Raw genomic sequence first — 15,316 nt, forward strand, 5'->3', positions numbered from 1 at the left:
CGCTGTGAGGCGTTGAGCTAACCAATACTAATTGCCCGTGAGGCTTGACCATATAACACCCAAGCAATTTGCGTCGAACGACCAGATTGCGGTGTTGTGAAGATGATACGAACCGAAAGTTTGCATTTCACAAATACCATCACATACCCGATTCGCTGGAATGCTTCCCAAAGGGCATCCTGGCTACAGAATTTCTTGACGACCATAGAGCATTGGAACCACCTGATCCCATCCCGAACTCAGCAGTGAAACGATGCATCGCCGATGGTAGTGTGGGGTTTCCCCATGTGAGAGTAGGTCATCGTCAAGATTAAATTCCGAAACCCCCATCTGCGCAGGCAGGTGGGGGTTTTGTCTTTCTGGCGTGTGCAAAAAATCCCGGACGCGGCCTGCGGCCGCTGCTACGGGTGGGTTGTTATTGTGGGCCAATCGCGCAGCACTTCCCCGCGCGCTCGCAATCCTGCTGAAACACCCCCGGCCTGCTCGTCCTGCACCAGCCGTACGAACACCACCGTGCGCCCAGCCTTCATACCCCAGCCCACAAACCATCCATAGCCATGGGCTTCATCGCTCACCCCATTGGCATCGCGTGGGTACGCCATGCCCGTCTTGCCATGTATTTCCCAACCGTCAGGGCGTTCATCAATCAGCGCCAGCCGTGCAGTCATGTCCATGGCATGGCGGCTCACCGGCAACGTGCGGTTCACCAGCCGTTGCAGGAACGCGGCTTGTTCCACCGGCGAGATTTTAAGCGAGGAGCCGATCCAGGCGCGGTCCAGGCCGTTGGCTTTGCCCGGGTCGCCAGACAGGTCGGCGTTGCCGTAGCGGAACGCGCGGGTGTAGTGGCCGACCTTGGCGGCCCCCAGGGCATGAGTGATGCGCTGGGAGTACCAGACCACCGAGTATTTGATCCAGCGCGCCGGGTCGGTGGGTTGCAGCCAGTTGGCACCACCCCAGTCGGGGTCGCCGGGTTGGTAGTTGAGCAGCGGGGTGTGGGCGTCGTGCAGGTAACCGGCATCAAAGCCCATCAGGCTGATGGCGAGCTTGAAGGTGGAGGCGGGGGTGACGCGGGTGGTGCAGTCGCCGGTTTGCTCAAGGACGGCGGAGGTTTTCGCGTCGGTGACCAGGTTGCACAGGGTGCCGGCCTGGGCGGGAAGCGTGGTAAGGGCGGTGAGGATCGCCAAGGTCCGTCTGAACATGGAATTTCCGTTTCTGCTGTAGGGCGGATAAAGCAACTCTAGACTCACGTAGCCGCTGCCGCAGGCTGCGTCTAGGCCCGCCACTCCTGCTAAGGTAGGCTTTTGATCTTCACTTTCAGAGACTTTGCCGCGACGCTGCGCGAGCAGCGTACCTACCTGCTGCGCATGATCGACCTGTTCACCACCGTGCAGGCCGTGCCCTTGAGCCGTTGGTACACGTAGGCTGTCAGCGCCCGCCGTGCGGGTGCGGGGCGTCCACCAGCAATGTGGCGCCAAGCAGCCGGATACGGCTTTCGGAGTGGTAGGCGCCATCGTCGTTGTAGCGCAGGTAGGCCCGCCCGCATGCGCTGCACTGCCACACCCCGCATTGGTTGTAGGGGTAATACAGCGGCGCGATGGGCGCTTGCGCTGACCAGTAACTGGTGCCTGTGGGGTGGTATTCGTCAAGCGTGGCCTGGTCGGCGTCGAACTGCGCAAGGGTGCCTACCTGGGTGAACTGGGCTTCGCGCAAGGTCACCGGCCAGCCCTCCCACCCCACCAGGGGTTTGGCGATACAGCTACAGGGAATGGTAACGGCGGCGGTTTTCTCGGCGAGGGCGAGCAGGGCGGCGTAATCCATTACAGTCGGCATAGGCATCCTTGGCAGGGAAGAAGATTGACCGTTGTGCGCCTCTACACTGCTTGGCGCGGTGCTCGAGTGTCAAGCAAGATGCAAGTGCTGGCCTCAGCGCCCGAACCGCCGCACCCCGGCCACACAGCCAATCACGCCCACCGTCACCCCCAGCATTCCCCAGCTCACTTGCTCCCCGAGCACCGTCGCTGCCAACGCCAGGCCGAAGAACGGTTGCAGCAACTGCAGTTGCCCCACTGTCGCGATGCCACCCTGGGCCAGGCCGCGGTACCAGAACACAAAGCCGATGAACATGCTGAACAACGCCACGTAGCCCAGGCTCAGCCAGCCGGCCAGGTGCACGTTGGCGAAGCTGGGCGGCATCAGCAGCGCAGTGGCCACGGCCATGAAGGGCAGGGCCAGCACCAGCGCCCAGGAGATCACCTGCCAGCCGCCCAGGCTGCGCGACAGGGCAGCGCCCTCGGCGTAGCCCAGGCCGCAGACCAGCACCGCGCAGAGCATCAGGAGGTCGCCCAGGGGCGCGGCTGACACTCCCTGCGCCATGGCGTAGCCGACCACCAGCAGGGCACCGATCACCGAGAACAGCCAGAACGCCGGCCGCGGCCGCTCGCCGCCGCGCAGCACGGCAAACATTGCCGTGGCCATGGGCAGCAGGCCGAGGAAGACGATGGAATGGGCAGAGGTGACATGGCGCAGCGCCAGGGCCGTCAGCAGCGGGAAGCCGACCACCACGCCCAGCGCCACGATGCCCAACGAGAACAGCTGTCCACGCCCCGGGCGCCGCTCCTTGAACCACAGTAACACGGCCAGGGCCAGCAACCCCGCCAGCGTGGCGCGGGCAACGGTGAGGAACAGCGGGTCGAAATCCAGCACCGCCAGGCGCGTGGCGGGCAGCGAGCCGCTGAAGATCAGCACGCCGATGAAACCGTTGAGCCAGCCGCTGGAGGGCTTGGCGAAGGGGGCGGTGGTGCTGGTGCGTTCCATGGCGTTTCCTGAAGGGAGTGGGGATTGCAAGCGATCCATCCTAGGAGCGAAAATCAGCACAATCAAATGATTGTCATGGATACATCTGCCTATGGCCCGCGCTCGTTACAAGCAACTGGTCGACAGTTTTGCTGCTGACATTCATGCCGGCCGCCTGCTGCCGGGCACGCGCTTGCCTACCCATCGCGAGTTGGCCGGCGAGCATGGCCTGGCGCTGGTGACGGCGACGCGGGTGTACGCCGAGCTGGCGAGCATGGGCCTGGTCAGTGGCGAGACCGGCCGCGGCACCTTCGTGCGCGACACCCAGTTGCCCGCCGGCCACGGCGTGGATCAGGCGCCCGTGGCCGCCGGCATGCTCGACCTCAATTTCAATTACCCCTCCATGCCCGGCCAGGCCGACAGGCTGCGCACTGCGCTGCGCAACCTCGCCACCGCCGGCGACCTGGAGGCGCTGCTGCGTTACCAGCCCCACGCCGGCCGGCCGTTGGAGCGCGCAGCGATGGCGGGGTACCTGCAGGCCCAGGGGCTGGAGGTGAGCGCCGAACAGACGCTGATTGTCACGGGCGCCCAGCACGGCCTGGCCGTGACGGTGATGGGGCTGCTGCAGCCCGGTGACGTGGTGGCAGTGGATGCCTTGACCTACCCGGGGTTCAAGATTGTCGCCGAGGCCCATCGGGTGGAACTGGTGCCGATCCCGGTGAAAGGGCAAGGGCCTGACCTCGAGGCGCTGGATGCGTTGTGCCAGCGCCGTCGCGTGCGGGCGCTGTACTGCATGCCGACCCTGCAGAACCCGCTGGGATGGGTGATGGAAGGCGCGCAGCGTGAACAGCTGGCGGCAGTGGCGCGTCGGCATGATCTGATCGTCATCGAGGACGCTGCCTACGCCTTTCTGGTAGTGGATGCACCGCCCCCCTTGGCCACCTTCGCGCCGGAACGCACGGTCTATGTCTCGGGATTTTCCAAGAGCGTGGCCACCGGCCTGCGGGTGGGCTTCGTGGCGGCGCCGCTGCCGTGGGTGGCGGCCATCGAGCGGATGATCCGCGCCACCCACTGGAACACCCCGGGGGTGATGACGGCCATCGCCTGCCAGTGGCTGAAGGACGGCACGGTCAGCCAGTGCGAGGCCTACAAGCGCCAGGACGCACGGGGCCGGCAAGTCCTGGCAGGGCAGGTGCTCAAGGGCATGCCGCTGGTGCGCCACCCTGCGTCTTACTTCATCTGGCTGCCGCTGCCCGAGGAACTGCGCGCCGACCAGGTGGCCGTGGCGCTGTTGCGCGAGCAGGTGGCGGTGTCGACCGCCGAGCCGTTCGCCACCTCGGCGCACGTGCCCCACGCCATCCGGTTGGCGCTGGGCTCGGTGGACATGGGCGCGCTGCGCCATGCCCTGGAGCGCGTACGCCACGTGGTGGGCACTTACTAACCCCGTAGCAGCGGCCCCAGGCCGCGTCCTTGGCACCGCCTTGCCCCGGACGCGGCCTGGCGCGTATGTAGGAAGCGCACTTCAAGGGCTTCGGAAATTTCACGCTTTTGCTTGGGACTCGTCCGGCTTCCTCGCCACGGCGGGGGCTCTACAGTGGTGGCACTGTAAAAGCCACCCGAGACCAGCCCCATGACCGAACACCCAGGCCTGTATATCGAGTACCTGGACGCCGACCCCGAGACACGTGCCCTGTGCCTGCGCTACTGGCGCCTGGACGCCGACAGCGGGCGGTTCGCCGAGACCGTGGCGCGCATCTACCGCGACGAAGGCCTGAGCCAGTCCGAGCTGACGGCCGTGGTGCGGCGCCATTCCCGGGCCTGGTCCACGGTGATGAAATGCGCACGCTGCGCCGAGCCGCTGCTGTTCGCCACCCGTACCGATTTCATTTCCCGCAGCGAGGGGCGGCCGTTTCGCTGCGACGCATGCCAGGCCAGCGAACAGGAACAACTGGCCATCGCCAAGCGCCTGCGCATCGTGCAGGCGTTCGAGCAGGCCATGGCCGAGGGGCGGCCACTGTCGGCGCTGGCGCCACGCCACTGCCTGTACCTGCTGGCCTTGCTGAAGTACGCCGGCAGCGAGGACCTGTCGCACATCCGCCCCTACTGCCAGGTGCGCCAGGAACGGTTGACGCCCCAGCGCGACATGGACCGGGAGCTGATCAATGACCTGTGGCGCGCGGGGGTGATCGCCGTGGACCCGGCCTCGGACCCGGCCGCCATCGATCTGGACAAGGACCAGAACGCCCGCGTGCACTTCAATGAAGTGCGCTGGCTGCCCATCGTGCCGGGCCTTGCCGGGCCTGCGCTATACGAGGTGCTGGAGCATCACGTCCTGCACCCTGATTTCCTCCTCGCCGGGGCAACGGAGCTGCGCGCCTGCTGCGACGAACTGGCGTTGCTCGAATGCCTGGCGTTCCTGGAGATGGCCCTGGAGGAGTACCGCCTGGGCTACCGCGCCGGCGACAAGACCCGAGCCATGATCGTCACGGCGTTGCGCAGCTATACCGTGGCCCAGGTGTGCAACGTGCTGTACCGGGCAGCTCGGGATGCCGCGGCGTTCTACCAGCGTGGCGGGGTCAGCCGCGACCATGCGGCCAAGACCGTGGTGGGCAGTTTCGAGCGGCTGATGGAGAAAACCATGGCCAATGAATGGGTCGTCACGCCGTTCCGGCGCAACTTCAACCTGCCGCAGTCGGTGCTCAGCCGCCTGATCTACAACCGCATGCTGGGCACCGACGACGGCGGCTTCAGCCATAGCACCGAGGCGTTGCTGGGGCCTGCCGCCGTGGCGTCGTGATGGCCTTCAGCGCTGGCGGCTGAACAGCTTGCGCAAGAACGCCGCGACGGCCACCACGCCGATGATCACGAATTTCTTCAGCGCCAGCAGCATCAGCCCCAGCTTGGCGAACAAGCCGGCCTTGCTGGCGACGCCGCCCGCCACCAGCGAGGCCAGGCCGTAGGCGGCCAGCTTGTCGGTGGCAGGGCTGTAGTCGGCGTAGCGGTTGCCGTCGGTGAAATCGGCGAAGCCCATCACCTGGGGCAGCTCGCGCTTGATGGTCGGCAGGTCGCTCATGGCGGCCACGGCGTTGAGCTCCAGCACGCCTTTGCGCCCCAGCACGCGAATGCTGTAGTTCAGGCTGTTGACGTCGGCGTGCTCGGCCTTGAGTTCCTTGGCCCAGTAGATCTTGTGGCTCTGTTGGTCGTAGTGCGGCGGTTCGGCCCAGCCCACCAGGGTAATGCCGTCGTAGCCTTGCTCGTGGCGCGCCTTGTTGTCGTCCTCGTCCTCGGCCTGCATGTCCTTGAGCAACTGGTTGTAGTCGATCTTGGCCGCGTCATCGTCGGCGATGTGGCCGTCCTCGGTGTAGCTGACAATCACGCCCCAGCCGCCCTCGGACAGCAGGTTGGTGGCCTTCGGCACGATCATGCCCAGGGTCTTGATGCCGGGCGGGTTGCCCCAGCCGATGTTCAGCACGCGCTCGGTGTCGGCGGGGGACAGGTAATAGAAGTCGTCGTTGAGCGTCAGGGTGGCGATGTCGCCCGGCAGCTGGACGGTGCCGTGCTGGGGCTTGAGCGAAGCCAGCAATTGTTCGGCAGTCATGGCCGGGCGGGTTTGCGCGGCGGCGGGCGGCGCATCGGCGTAGGCGGGAAGTTGCACGGCGCACAGCAACGCCGCGGCCAGGAGGGGGCGCAGGTATTTCATTGTATTCCCTTACATTTTGAATCAATTTGTCGAGGATGATACAACAATCCGTAGCAGCTGCCGAAGGCTGCGTCCCGGGGACCGAGCGTGGAACTGACGCAGCCTTCGGCAGCTGCTACGGGGGGCCGGTGTAGTGCTGCACCAGTTGGTCGATCTCGCCGGACATCTTCATGCGCAGCAGGGTGCGCAATATCCGTTGCACCGGCACCGCCGGGTCGTTGCGCACGTAGCAGCCCAGCGCCTGCTCCTCGACGAAGGCCACCGGCTTGAGCTGCTGGGCCGGCGGCAATTGCCGGTTGAACCAGTCCAGGGACAGCTTGTTGGTCATGGCGTAGCGGTAGCGGCGCGCCAGCAGCTTCTGCAGGACCTGGTCCTGGCCGCGGGCGTCGTCGCGGACCAGTTGGCCGCTGGCCAGGCGCGCCTGCAGGGCGTCATAGGTGTAGCCCAGCACGGTGCCGATGGGCTGGGCGGGCAGGGTGTCGAGGTTCACGGGCTGGCTATCGTCGGCGCGGGCCACCAGGTAGTCGCGCTGGGTGATCAGCGGCAGGCTCCATATATAGTCGCCCGACAGCCCCGGCAGCCACGACTGGGCGGCGTAGCAGCGCACGTCCACGTCGCCATGCTCCATGGCAGCCTGCAGGCGCAGGCGGGCGATGACGTGGAATTCGGCGGGCGCCCCCACCTGGCGCGCCAGGCTCTGCATCATGTCGTACAGGATGCCCTGGGTGGGTGCGCCATTGGTCACTTGCACCAGGGGCATGGTCCAGCTTTCGGCGATGGAAAAGCGCAGCGGCGCGGGCGCCCCCAGGCATTGGCCGGCAATCAGCAGCAGCGCGGTCAAGGTCAGGCGCATCGGCGTCTCCATGCCGTAAAAACGCGTACAAGCCATCAGCTTAGCCACTATCTGGCCTTCGTCATGCCCGGTGACGCTTGATCGGCAAGCATTGGATGCATTTTTGCCCCTGCTCCGCTACGATTAGCGGTCTTTGGCATTCTAGTTGCGACGGTTTTCGATGAGTTATCAGGTTCTTGCCCGTAAATGGCGTCCGCGCTCCTTCCGCGAAATGGTTGGCCAGACCCATGTGCTCAAGGCTCTGATCAATGCGCTGGACAACCAGCGCCTGCACCACGCCTACCTGTTCACCGGTACCCGCGGCGTGGGCAAGACCACCATCGCCCGTATCATCGCCAAGTGCGTGAACTGCGAGACTGGCATTACCTCCACGCCATGCGGCGAATGTTCGGTGTGCCGCGAGATCGACGAGGGCCGCTTCGTCGACCTGATCGAGATCGACGCCGCCAGCCGCACCAAGGTCGAGGACACCCGCGAGCTGCTCGACAACGTGCAGTACGCCCCGAGCCGCGGGCGCTTCAAGGTCTACCTGATCGACGAAGTGCACATGCTTTCCAGCCACTCGTTCAACGCCTTGCTGAAAACGCTGGAAGAGCCGCCGCCCTACGTCAAGTTCATCCTCGCCACCACCGACCCGCAGAAGCTGCCCGCCACCATCCTGTCGCGCTGCCTGCAGTTCTCCCTGAAGAACATGACCCCGGAGCGGGTGGTCGAGCACCTCAGCCACGTACTGGGCGCCGAACAGGTGCCGTTCGAGGACGACGCCCTGTGGCTGCTGGGCCGCGCCGCCGATGGCTCCATGCGCGACGCCATGAGCCTCACCGACCAGGCCATTGCCTTCGGTGAAGGCAAGGTGCTGGCCGCTGACGTGCGTGCCATGCTCGGCACCCTGGACCACGGCCAGGTGTACGGCGTGCTGCAGGCGTTGCTCGAAGGCGACGCCCGTGCACTGCTGGAAGCCGTGCGCCACCTGGCCGAACAGGGCCCGGACTGGAACGGCGTGCTGGCGGAAATGCTCAACGTGCTGCACCGCGTGGCCGTGGCCCAGGCGTTGCCGGAGGCCGTGGACAACGGCCACGGCGACCGTGACCGCGTATTGGCGGTGGCCCAGGCGCTGCCGGCCGAGGACGTACAGTTTTATTACCAGATGGGCCTGATCGGCCGTCGTGACCTGCCGCTGGCACCGGACCCGCGCAGCGGCTTCGAGATGGTGCTGCTGCGCATGCTGGCCTTCCGCCCGGCGGATACCGGCGATGCTCCCAGGCCGGTGCTAAAGCCGGTGGGGACCAGCCAAGCCACGGCTGAGTCCCCGCAAGCCCCGGCTGCCGCGCCCACCGTGGCGGCCATTGCCGCCCCCGCACCGGCCCCTGTCGCGCCACCGCCCGCACCGGTGGTGGCGCCGCCCGCGCCTGCACCCATCGCTGAGCCACCGGCCCAGCCAGCGCCGGCCGTGGCCGATGGCGACCTGCCGTGGAACGAGCCGGCGCCCATCGAGCCGCCGCCCGCCGCCCAAGTGGAGCCGGACCCGTTGCCGGTGCCCCTGGAAGAACCCCTGCTGGACGTGGTCGCCGAACAACCGGCGCTCACGCCCATGCCGACGCCCGTGCCCGCCAGCGTGGTGCCGCCGGCTCCGGAAATGGACGTGCCGCCCATCGAGTACATGCCTGCCGGCATGGACCGCGACGACGAACCGCCGATGGACGAGGACTACTACGCGCCGGATATGGACGCCGGGGGCTACAGCTACCTGGACGAACTGGCCAGCGAGAGCGCACCCGAACCGGTGGCCGCCCCCGAGCCGCTGCCAGCCTCCAAGCCGGCCACCGGCCTGGCCCTGCAATGGCTGGAACTGTTCCCGAAACTGCCGATTTCCGGCATGACCGGCAGCATCGCCGCCAACTGCACCCTGATTGCCGTGGACGGCGATCACTGGCTGCTGCACCTGGACCCGGCCCACAGCGCGCTGTTCAACGCCACCCAGCAGCGCCGCCTGAACGAGGCGCTGAACCAGTACCACGGCCGCACCCTGACGCTGACCATGGAGCTGATCCGCCCCGAGCAGGAAACCCCGGCCCAGGCGGCGTCGCGTCGCCGCGCCGAGCGCCAGGGCGAAGCCGAGGCTTCGATCCATGGCGATCCGTTCATCCAGCAGATGATTCGCCAGTTCGGCGCGGTGGTGCGTGAGGATACTATTGAACCTGTCGACGCTTTGGTCAGCCAAAGCCAGTAACCCGTTAACCACGCGCGGTGCCTCCTGAGCGAGGCGCCGCGCGGCCAACCAAACAACCGATGAGGTGATCCCCATGATGAAAGGTGGCATGGCCGGCTTGATGAAGCAGGCGCAGCAGATGCAGGAAAAAATGGCCAAGATGCAGGAAGAACTGGCCAACGCCGAAGTGACCGGTCAATCCGGCGCCGGCCTGGTGAGCGTGGTGATGACCGGTCGTCACGACGTCAAGCGCATCAGCCTGGATGACAGCCTGATGCAGGAAGACAAGGAAGTGCTGGAAGACCTGATCGCCGCCGCCGTCAACGACGCCGTGCGCAAGATCGAAGCCAACAGCCAGGAAAAAATGGGCGGCATGACCGCTGGCATGCAACTGCCTCCAGGTTTCAAGATGCCGTTCTAAGGCACCTTGCGCTGCACCCCAATGCCAGGCCCCCGCCTGGCATTGTCATTTCAGCCCCGTAGCAGCGGCCGCCAGGCCGCGTCAGGGGGTAACGCGGTGCCCGGGACGCGGCCTTCGGCCGCTGCTACGGGGAACGTCGGGGGGCGTGGTAGGGTCTGCATCTGTATTGCCCTCTACCAAGGAGCCCTTCGATGTCACAGGACCTCACCCTCAACCAGCGCATCGTGCTGGTTTCGCGCCCCAAGGGCGCCCCCACCCCGGAAAACTTCCGCTTGGAGCGCGTGGCGCTGCCGGACCTTGAAGACGGCCAGGTGCTGCTGCGCACCCTCTATCTGTCGCTGGACCCCTACATGCGTGGGCGCATGAGCGACGCGCCGTCCTACGCCGCGCCGGTGCAGATCGACGAGGTGATGACCGGCGGCGCCGTGAGTGTGGTCGAGCAGTCGCGCCACCCCAAATACCATGTGGGCGACCAGGTGGTGGGCATGACCGGCTGGCAGAGCCACAGCATCTCCAACGGCGACGACCTCATCGTGCTGCCCGCCGGCATCCCCAACCCGTCCCTGGCCCTGGGCGTGCTGGGCATGCCCGGCATGACTGCCTACATGGGGCTGATGCACATCGGCGAGCCCAAGGCCGGTGAAACCCTGGTGGTGGCCGCAGCGTCCGGCGCCGTAGGTTCGGTGGTGGGGCAGGTGGCCAAGCTCAAGGGCTTGAAAGTGGTGGGTGTGGCCGGCGGTGCCGACAAGTGCCGCTACGTGGTGGACGAACTGGGCTTCGATGCCTGCCTGGACCACAAGTCGCCAACCTTCGCCCAGGACCTGGCCGCCACTTGCGACCAGGGCATCGACATCTATTTCGAGAACGTCGGCGGCGCGGTGTTCGACGCGGTGATGCCGCTGCTCAACCCCTGCGCGCGCATTCCGGTGTGTGGGCTGATCGCCCAGTACAACGCCACGGAACTGCCGGCTGGCCCCGACCGCCTGTCGCTGCTGCCACGGCTGCTGCTGACCAAGCGCATCCGCATGCAGGGCTTTATCGTCTTCGACGACTTCGGCGACCGCCAGGCCGAATTCACCGCAGCCATGCTGCCCTGGGTGCGCGACGGCAAGGTGCGCTTCCGCGAGGACGTGGTGGACGGCTTGGAGAATGCCCCCGAGGCATTCATCGGGCTGCTGCAAGGGCGCAACTTCGGCAAGCTGGTGGTCAAAGTGTCAGAGGCGTGAGCATTTGACGCCACCCGGAGGCGCGGGTATAAACCGCGTCTCGTTGTTTTTGTCAGGCGTTTACCCCATGAGCTTCAGCCCACTGATCCGCCAACTGATCGACGCCCTGCGCACCTTGCCAGGCGTGGGTCAGAAATCCGCCCAACGCATGGCGCTGCAACTGCTGGAGCGTGACCGCAGCGGTGGCACCCGGCTGGCCCAGGCCTTGAGCCAGGCCATGGAAGGCGTGGGCCACTGCCGCCTGTGCCGCACGCTGACAGAGCAGGACCTGTGCCCGCAATGCGCCGACCACCGCCGTGACGACACCCTGCTGTGCGTGGTGGAAGGCCCGGTGGACGTGTATGCGGTGGAGCAGACCGGCTACCGTGGCCGCTACTTCGTGCTCAAGGGCCACCTGTCACCGCTGGACGGCCTGGGCCCGGAGGCCATCGGCATTCCGCAACTGATGGCGCGCATCGAAGCGCAGGGCACCTTCACCGAGGTGATCCTGGCCACCAACCCTACGGTTGAAGGCGAGGCCACGGCCCATTACATCGCCCAGCTGCTGGCCAGCAAGGGCCTGGTGGCCTCGCGCATTGCCCACGGCGTGCCGCTGGGCGGCGAGCTGGAGATGGTCGACGGCGGCACGCTGGCGCATTCGTTTGCCGGGCGCAAGCCGATCAGTCTTTGAATTGGCGGTGCGGCGGACGCGGCCTGCGGCCGCTGCTACACAACCCGTAGCAGCGGCCGCAGGCCGCGTCTGGCATTACATGTCGGTCAACGCAAAGTTGGTCAGGCAGAACGTCGGAATACCCATGTCTTCCAGGCGCTGGGAACCCAGCAGCTCCGGCAGGTCGATGATCGCGCTGGCTTCATGCACGCGCGCGCCCATGCGGCGCACCAGGTTGGCGGCGGCGATCAGGGTGCCGCCGGTGGCGATCAGGTCGTCGAACAGAATCACCGAGTCGCCTTCGCACAGGCTGTCGGCGTGCACTTCCAGGAACGCTTCGCCGTATTCGGTCTTGTAGCCCTCGGCCAGCACGTCGGCGGGCAGCTTGCCCTGCTTGCGGAACAGGATCAGCGGCTTGTTCAGCTCGTGGGCGACGATGGAGCCGATCAGGAAGCCGCGGGCGTCCATGGCGCCGATGTGGGTGAAGTCGGCGTCGATGTAGCGGTGCACGAAGCTGTCGATCACCATGCGCAGCGCCTTGGGCGACTGGAACAGTGGGGTGATGTCACGGAAGATGACACCGGGCTTGGGGAAGTCCACGACGGGGCGGATCAGGGATTTGAAGCTGAAGGTATCGATAACCATCGTGGGAAGGTCCTGGCAGGCAAAATATGCCCGCCAGTATACCTGTTCGATCGGTCAGGTCGAAATCAGGCTTCCAGGGTGCCGCCGGCCAGGGCGCACAACTGGATGGGGTCGAGGATGTGGATCTCCTTGCCCTCGGCGGCAATCAGCTCGCTTTGCTGGAAGCGTGTGAACACCCGCGACACCGTCTCCACGGCCAGGCCCAGGTAATTGCCGATCTCGTTGCGCGACATGCTCAGGCGGAACTGGTTGGCCGAGAAGCCGCGGGCGCGGAACCGCGCCGAGAGGTTGACCAGGAACGTGGCGATCCGTTCGTCGGCGGATTTCTTCGACAGCAGCAACATCATCTGCTGGTCGTCGCGAATCTCCCGGCTCATGACGCGCATCAGCTGGCGCCGCAGCTGCGGCAATTGCACGCTCAGTTCGTCCAGGCGTTCGAAGGGTATTTCACACACCGAGGTGGTTTCCTGGGCCTGGGCGGTGACCGGGTAGGCCTCCGCGTCCATGCCCGACAGGCCCACCAGTTCGCTGGGCAGGTGGAAGCCGGTGATCTGCTCTTCGCCACCGTCGCTGAGGCTGAAGGTTTTCAGCGCGCCGGAGCGTACGGCGTACACGGAACCGAAGCGGTCGCCCTGGCGGAACAGGTATTCGCCTTTCTTCAGCGGGCGGCCACGCTTGACGATCTCGTCCAGGGCGTCCATGTCTTCCAGGTTCAACGACAGGGGCAGGCACAGGGGTGCCAGGCTGCAATCCTTGCAGTGGGCCTGAGTGACAGTACGTACTTTTACTGGCTCGGACATCAGTTCAAATCCTTTGGAAAAACACACAATGACTGTAAGGGTACGCCTTTGAAACGTATGAGACCAGCCGCGGTTTAGTCATGGAAAGCGCCTCATGTTATTTATTTCATTGTCGATACAAATGACATCACGCTATCCGCATGGAGCCTTGCGATGCTCACTTTCGACCCGCGCAACACGCCGACCACCAGTCAATGGCAGATTCATGACAGTAATCCGCAGCCCGCGGCCAGCAATGATGGCACCGAGCCTGCAGCCACGCCGGCGGTGTCCGTGACCCTGTCTGCGGTAGGGGTGAGCAAGGCCGCGAGCCAAAGTAACAATAAGGACATAGAGGAAAGCGGGTTGCCGCCGACCATCCAGCAAACCCTGAAAATGATCCGCGAATTGAAGAAGCAGTTGGCCGAGAAAATCGCCGAGCTGCAGGCCCTGGTCAACGACAAGGACTTGCCCGCACAGCAGCGCCAGGCGCGTATGGCCGCGCTGCAAAGCGCGATCAACGCCATCAACGCGGCGTTGCTGGTGGCCACCAACAGCCTGGGGCAAGCCATGAAGGACCAGAACCTGTCGCCCGAGCAGGTGATCCAGGCCGGGGCGCTGGCGGCGAGGTAAGCCGGCGGGCTCAGATGACACGGGAGAAACGCTGGCGGTTGTGCGGTTCAAGGTGTGCGTCGAACAGCATGCACAATGAGCGCACCAGCAGGCGGCCCACCGGGCGTACGGTCATGCCCGCGTCGTTCAATTCAATCAGGCCATCGGCGGCCATGGCCTGCAGTTGCGGCCAGATGTCGGCGAAGTAGCCGCGAAAATCCACGTTGAAGCGTTGTTCGATGTCGGCAAACGCCAGCTCGAAGTGGCAGATCAGCTGCTGGATCACCGCCCGCCGCAGGCGGTCATCGGCGCTGCAGCCCAGGCCGCGGGCGGTGGCCAGTTGGGCATCGGCCAGGGCCGCCTGGTATTCGTTGAGGTCGCTGCTGTTCTGGCTGTAGAGGTCGCCCACTTGGCTGATGGCTGACACGCCGAGGCCGATCAGGTCGCAATGGCCGTGGGTGGTGTAGCCCTGGAAGTTGCGCTGCAGCTGGCCTTCTTCCTGGGCGATGGCCAGGTCGTCATCGGGCAGGGCGAAATGGTCCATGCCGATGTAGCGGTAGCCGGCGCCGGTCAGCTGCTCGATGGTGCGCTGCAGCATCTGCAGTTTTACCCCCGGCGGTGGCAGCTCGACGTGGTCGATGCGCCGCTGGGGCATGAAGCGCTCGGGCAGGTGCGCGTAATTGAACACCGAGAGGCGGTCAGGCTGCAGCTGGATCACCTCGTCGACGGTGCGCCCGAAGCTCTCGACGCTCTGGCGCGGCAGGCCGTATATCAGGTCCAGGTTCACCGAGCGGTACTGCAGGGTGCGCGCGGCCTCGATGATGGCGCGGGTCTCCTCCAGGCTCTGCAGGCGGTTCACCGCGCGCTGCACCTGCGGGTCGAAGTCCTGCACGCCGATGCTGACGCGGTTGAAACCCAGCTCGCGCAGCAGGCCCATGGTCGACCAGTCGGCCTCGCGCGGGTCGATCTCGATGCCGTAGTCGCCACTATCGTCCAGGCGCAGGTTGAAGTGGCTGCGCAGGGTGGCCATCAGTTGGCGCAGTTCGTCATGGCTGAGAAAGGTCGGCGTGCCGCCGCCCAGGTGCAACTGCTGCACGGGCTGGCGCGGATCGAGGTGGCAGGCGATCAGCTGGATTTCCTGTTCCAGGCGTTGCAGGTAGGGCTGGGCGCGACCGCGGTCCTTGGTGATGACCTTGTTGCAGGCGCAGTAGTAGCAAATGTGCGCGCAGAACGGCAGGTGCACGTACAGCGACAACGGGCGCATGGCCTTGCGGCTGTCGCGCAGGGCATGCAGCAGGTCGAATGAGCCAACCTGGTTGTTGAATTGAACCGCGGTTGGGTAGGACGTGTAGCGCGGGCCTGGCTGATCGTGACGGCGGATCAGGTCAGCGTCCCAGACAAGGGTGTCGAGCATGCGGGTTCCCCGGGT

15 protein-coding genes and 1 rRNA gene are annotated in these 15,316 nt (G+C 65.6%); 8 read left to right on the top strand and 8 right to left on the bottom strand.

Going from position 1 to position 15,316, the window contains the following annotated elements:
• Nucleotides 1-194 precede the first annotated feature (194 nt).
• Nucleotides 195-310: ribosomal RNA gene (gene rrf / locus ACWKWX_RS11730) — 5S ribosomal RNA — on the top strand.
• A 91-nt stretch (nt 311-401) separates the two neighbouring features.
• Here rrf and blaOXA read toward each other — a convergent pair.
• The 3 genes from blaOXA to ACWKWX_RS11745 form a co-directional block, all read right to left on the bottom strand.
• Nucleotides 402-1,199, bottom strand: a complete 798-nt coding sequence (gene blaOXA / locus ACWKWX_RS11735) for a class D beta-lactamase (protein ID WP_483827808.1) — start codon at nt 1,197-1,199, stop codon at nt 402-404.
• Nucleotides 1,200-1,425: 226 nt separating this feature from the next.
• Nucleotides 1,426-1,830 (bottom strand): hypothetical protein, encoded by a 405-nt coding sequence (locus tag ACWKWX_RS11740; RefSeq protein ID WP_473003854.1) that lies wholly within the window; start codon nt 1,828-1,830, stop codon nt 1,426-1,428.
• Between the two features lie 93 nt (nt 1,831-1,923).
• Nucleotides 1,924-2,814 carry a DMT family transporter gene (locus ACWKWX_RS11745; RefSeq protein ID WP_483827809.1) on the bottom strand — a complete coding sequence of 297 codons (891 nt, stop codon included), beginning with the start codon at nt 2,812-2,814 and terminating at the stop codon, nt 1,924-1,926.
• Nucleotides 2,815-2,905: 91 nt separating this feature from the next.
• Here ACWKWX_RS11745 and ACWKWX_RS11750 point away from each other — a divergent pair, with 91 nt between their 5' ends.
• Complete coding sequence (locus ACWKWX_RS11750) at nt 2,906-4,234, top strand: aminotransferase-like domain-containing protein (RefSeq protein ID WP_483827810.1); 1,329 nt, start codon at nt 2,906-2,908, stop codon at nt 4,232-4,234.
• A gap of 189 nt (nt 4,235-4,423) precedes the next feature.
• Nucleotides 4,424-5,590, top strand: coding sequence for a hypothetical protein (locus ACWKWX_RS11755; RefSeq protein ID WP_483827811.1), 1,167 nt, complete (start codon nt 4,424-4,426; stop codon nt 5,588-5,590).
• A 6-nt stretch (nt 5,591-5,596) separates the two neighbouring features.
• Here the strand turns inward: ACWKWX_RS11755 and ACWKWX_RS11760 are convergent, their stop codons facing one another.
• Nucleotides 5,597-6,493 carry a DUF2167 domain-containing protein gene (locus ACWKWX_RS11760; RefSeq protein WP_483827812.1) on the bottom strand — a complete coding sequence of 299 codons (897 nt, stop codon included), beginning with the start codon at nt 6,491-6,493 and terminating at the stop codon, nt 5,597-5,599.
• Nucleotides 6,494-6,608: 115 nt separating this feature from the next.
• Nucleotides 6,609-7,346, bottom strand: coding sequence for a substrate-binding periplasmic protein (locus ACWKWX_RS11765; protein ID WP_483827813.1), 738 nt, complete (start codon nt 7,344-7,346; stop codon nt 6,609-6,611).
• Nucleotides 7,347-7,506: 160 nt separating this feature from the next.
• On the opposite strand from ACWKWX_RS11765, the gene dnaX reads away from it, so the two are divergent.
• The 4 genes from dnaX to recR all read left to right on the top strand — a co-directional run bounded on the left by dnaX (nt 7,507) and on the right by recR (nt 11,872).
• Nucleotides 7,507-9,576, top strand: a complete 2,070-nt coding sequence (gene dnaX, locus ACWKWX_RS11770) for a DNA polymerase III subunit gamma/tau (protein ID WP_483827814.1) — start codon at nt 7,507-7,509, stop codon at nt 9,574-9,576.
• A gap of 73 nt (nt 9,577-9,649) precedes the next feature.
• Nucleotides 9,650-9,976: a YbaB/EbfC family nucleoid-associated protein gene (locus ACWKWX_RS11775; protein ID WP_027981427.1), complete on the top strand. Its 327-nt coding sequence runs from the start codon at nt 9,650-9,652 to the stop codon at nt 9,974-9,976.
• 191 nt (nt 9,977-10,167) lie between these two features.
• On the top strand, nt 10,168-11,202 hold the full coding sequence (locus ACWKWX_RS11780; protein WP_473003846.1) for an NADP-dependent oxidoreductase: 1,035 nt from the start codon (nt 10,168-10,170) through the stop codon (nt 11,200-11,202).
• 67 nt (nt 11,203-11,269) lie between these two features.
• A complete protein-coding gene (recR, locus tag ACWKWX_RS11785) occupies nt 11,270-11,872 on the top strand; it encodes a recombination mediator RecR (RefSeq protein ID WP_416425874.1) in 603 nt (200 codons plus the stop codon).
• Nucleotides 11,873-11,947: 75 nt separating this feature from the next.
• Here the strand turns inward: recR and ACWKWX_RS11790 are convergent, their stop codons facing one another.
• Together ACWKWX_RS11790 and fnr are read right to left on the bottom strand one after the other, a co-directional pair.
• Complete coding sequence (locus ACWKWX_RS11790; protein ID WP_416425873.1) at nt 11,948-12,496, bottom strand: adenine phosphoribosyltransferase; 549 nt, start codon at nt 12,494-12,496, stop codon at nt 11,948-11,950.
• A gap of 65 nt (nt 12,497-12,561) precedes the next feature.
• Nucleotides 12,562-13,296, bottom strand: coding sequence for a fumarate/nitrate reduction transcriptional regulator Fnr (gene fnr, locus ACWKWX_RS11795; protein WP_416425871.1), 735 nt, complete (start codon nt 13,294-13,296; stop codon nt 12,562-12,564).
• Nucleotides 13,297-13,449: 153 nt separating this feature from the next.
• Between fnr and ACWKWX_RS11800 the strand changes: the two genes are divergently transcribed.
• Complete coding sequence (locus ACWKWX_RS11800; protein WP_483827815.1) at nt 13,450-13,908, top strand: hypothetical protein; 459 nt, start codon at nt 13,450-13,452, stop codon at nt 13,906-13,908.
• A 10-nt stretch (nt 13,909-13,918) separates the two neighbouring features.
• Here the strand turns inward: ACWKWX_RS11800 and hemN are convergent, their stop codons facing one another.
• The gene (hemN, locus tag ACWKWX_RS11805) at nt 13,919-15,301 is read right to left on the bottom strand and encodes an oxygen-independent coproporphyrinogen III oxidase (protein WP_416425868.1); all 1,383 of its coding nucleotides are present in this window, start codon (nt 15,299-15,301) and stop codon (nt 13,919-13,921) included.
• Nucleotides 15,302-15,316: the final 15 nt, after the last annotated feature.

Source organism: Pseudomonas imperatae (assembly GCF_057128625.1).

Bases quoted from the DNA above. Each gene is read 5' to 3' on its own strand.
- ACWKWX_RS11750 (WP_483827810.1), top strand. From the start codon at position 2,906: ATGGCCCGCGCTCGTTACAAGCAACTGGTCGACAGTTTTGCTGCTGAC.
- fnr (WP_416425871.1), bottom strand. From the start codon at position 13,296: ATGTCCGAGCCAGTAAAAGTACGTACTGTCACTCAGGCCCACTGCAAG.
- recR (WP_416425874.1), top strand. From the start codon at position 11,270: ATGAGCTTCAGCCCACTGATCCGCCAACTGATCGACGCCCTGCGCACC.
- ACWKWX_RS11755 (WP_483827811.1), top strand. From the start codon at position 4,424: ATGACCGAACACCCAGGCCTGTATATCGAGTACCTGGACGCCGACCCC.
- hemN (WP_416425868.1), bottom strand. From the start codon at position 15,301: ATGCTCGACACCCTTGTCTGGGACGCTGACCTGATCCGCCGTCACGAT.
- dnaX (WP_483827814.1), top strand. From the start codon at position 7,507: ATGAGTTATCAGGTTCTTGCCCGTAAATGGCGTCCGCGCTCCTTCCGC.
- ACWKWX_RS11780 (WP_473003846.1), top strand. From the start codon at position 10,168: ATGTCACAGGACCTCACCCTCAACCAGCGCATCGTGCTGGTTTCGCGC.
- ACWKWX_RS11765 (WP_483827813.1), bottom strand. From the start codon at position 7,346: ATGCGCCTGACCTTGACCGCGCTGCTGCTGATTGCCGGCCAATGCCTG.
- ACWKWX_RS11760 (WP_483827812.1), bottom strand. From the start codon at position 6,493: ATGAAATACCTGCGCCCCCTCCTGGCCGCGGCGTTGCTGTGCGCCGTG.
- ACWKWX_RS11775 (WP_027981427.1), top strand. From the start codon at position 9,650: ATGATGAAAGGTGGCATGGCCGGCTTGATGAAGCAGGCGCAGCAGATG.
- ACWKWX_RS11800 (WP_483827815.1), top strand. From the start codon at position 13,450: ATGCTCACTTTCGACCCGCGCAACACGCCGACCACCAGTCAATGGCAG.
- ACWKWX_RS11790 (WP_416425873.1), bottom strand. From the start codon at position 12,496: ATGGTTATCGATACCTTCAGCTTCAAATCCCTGATCCGCCCCGTCGTG.
- ACWKWX_RS11745 (WP_483827809.1), bottom strand. From the start codon at position 2,814: ATGGAACGCACCAGCACCACCGCCCCCTTCGCCAAGCCCTCCAGCGGC.
- blaOXA (WP_483827808.1), bottom strand. From the start codon at position 1,199: ATGTTCAGACGGACCTTGGCGATCCTCACCGCCCTTACCACGCTTCCC.
- ACWKWX_RS11740 (WP_473003854.1), bottom strand. From the start codon at position 1,830: ATGCCGACTGTAATGGATTACGCCGCCCTGCTCGCCCTCGCCGAGAAA.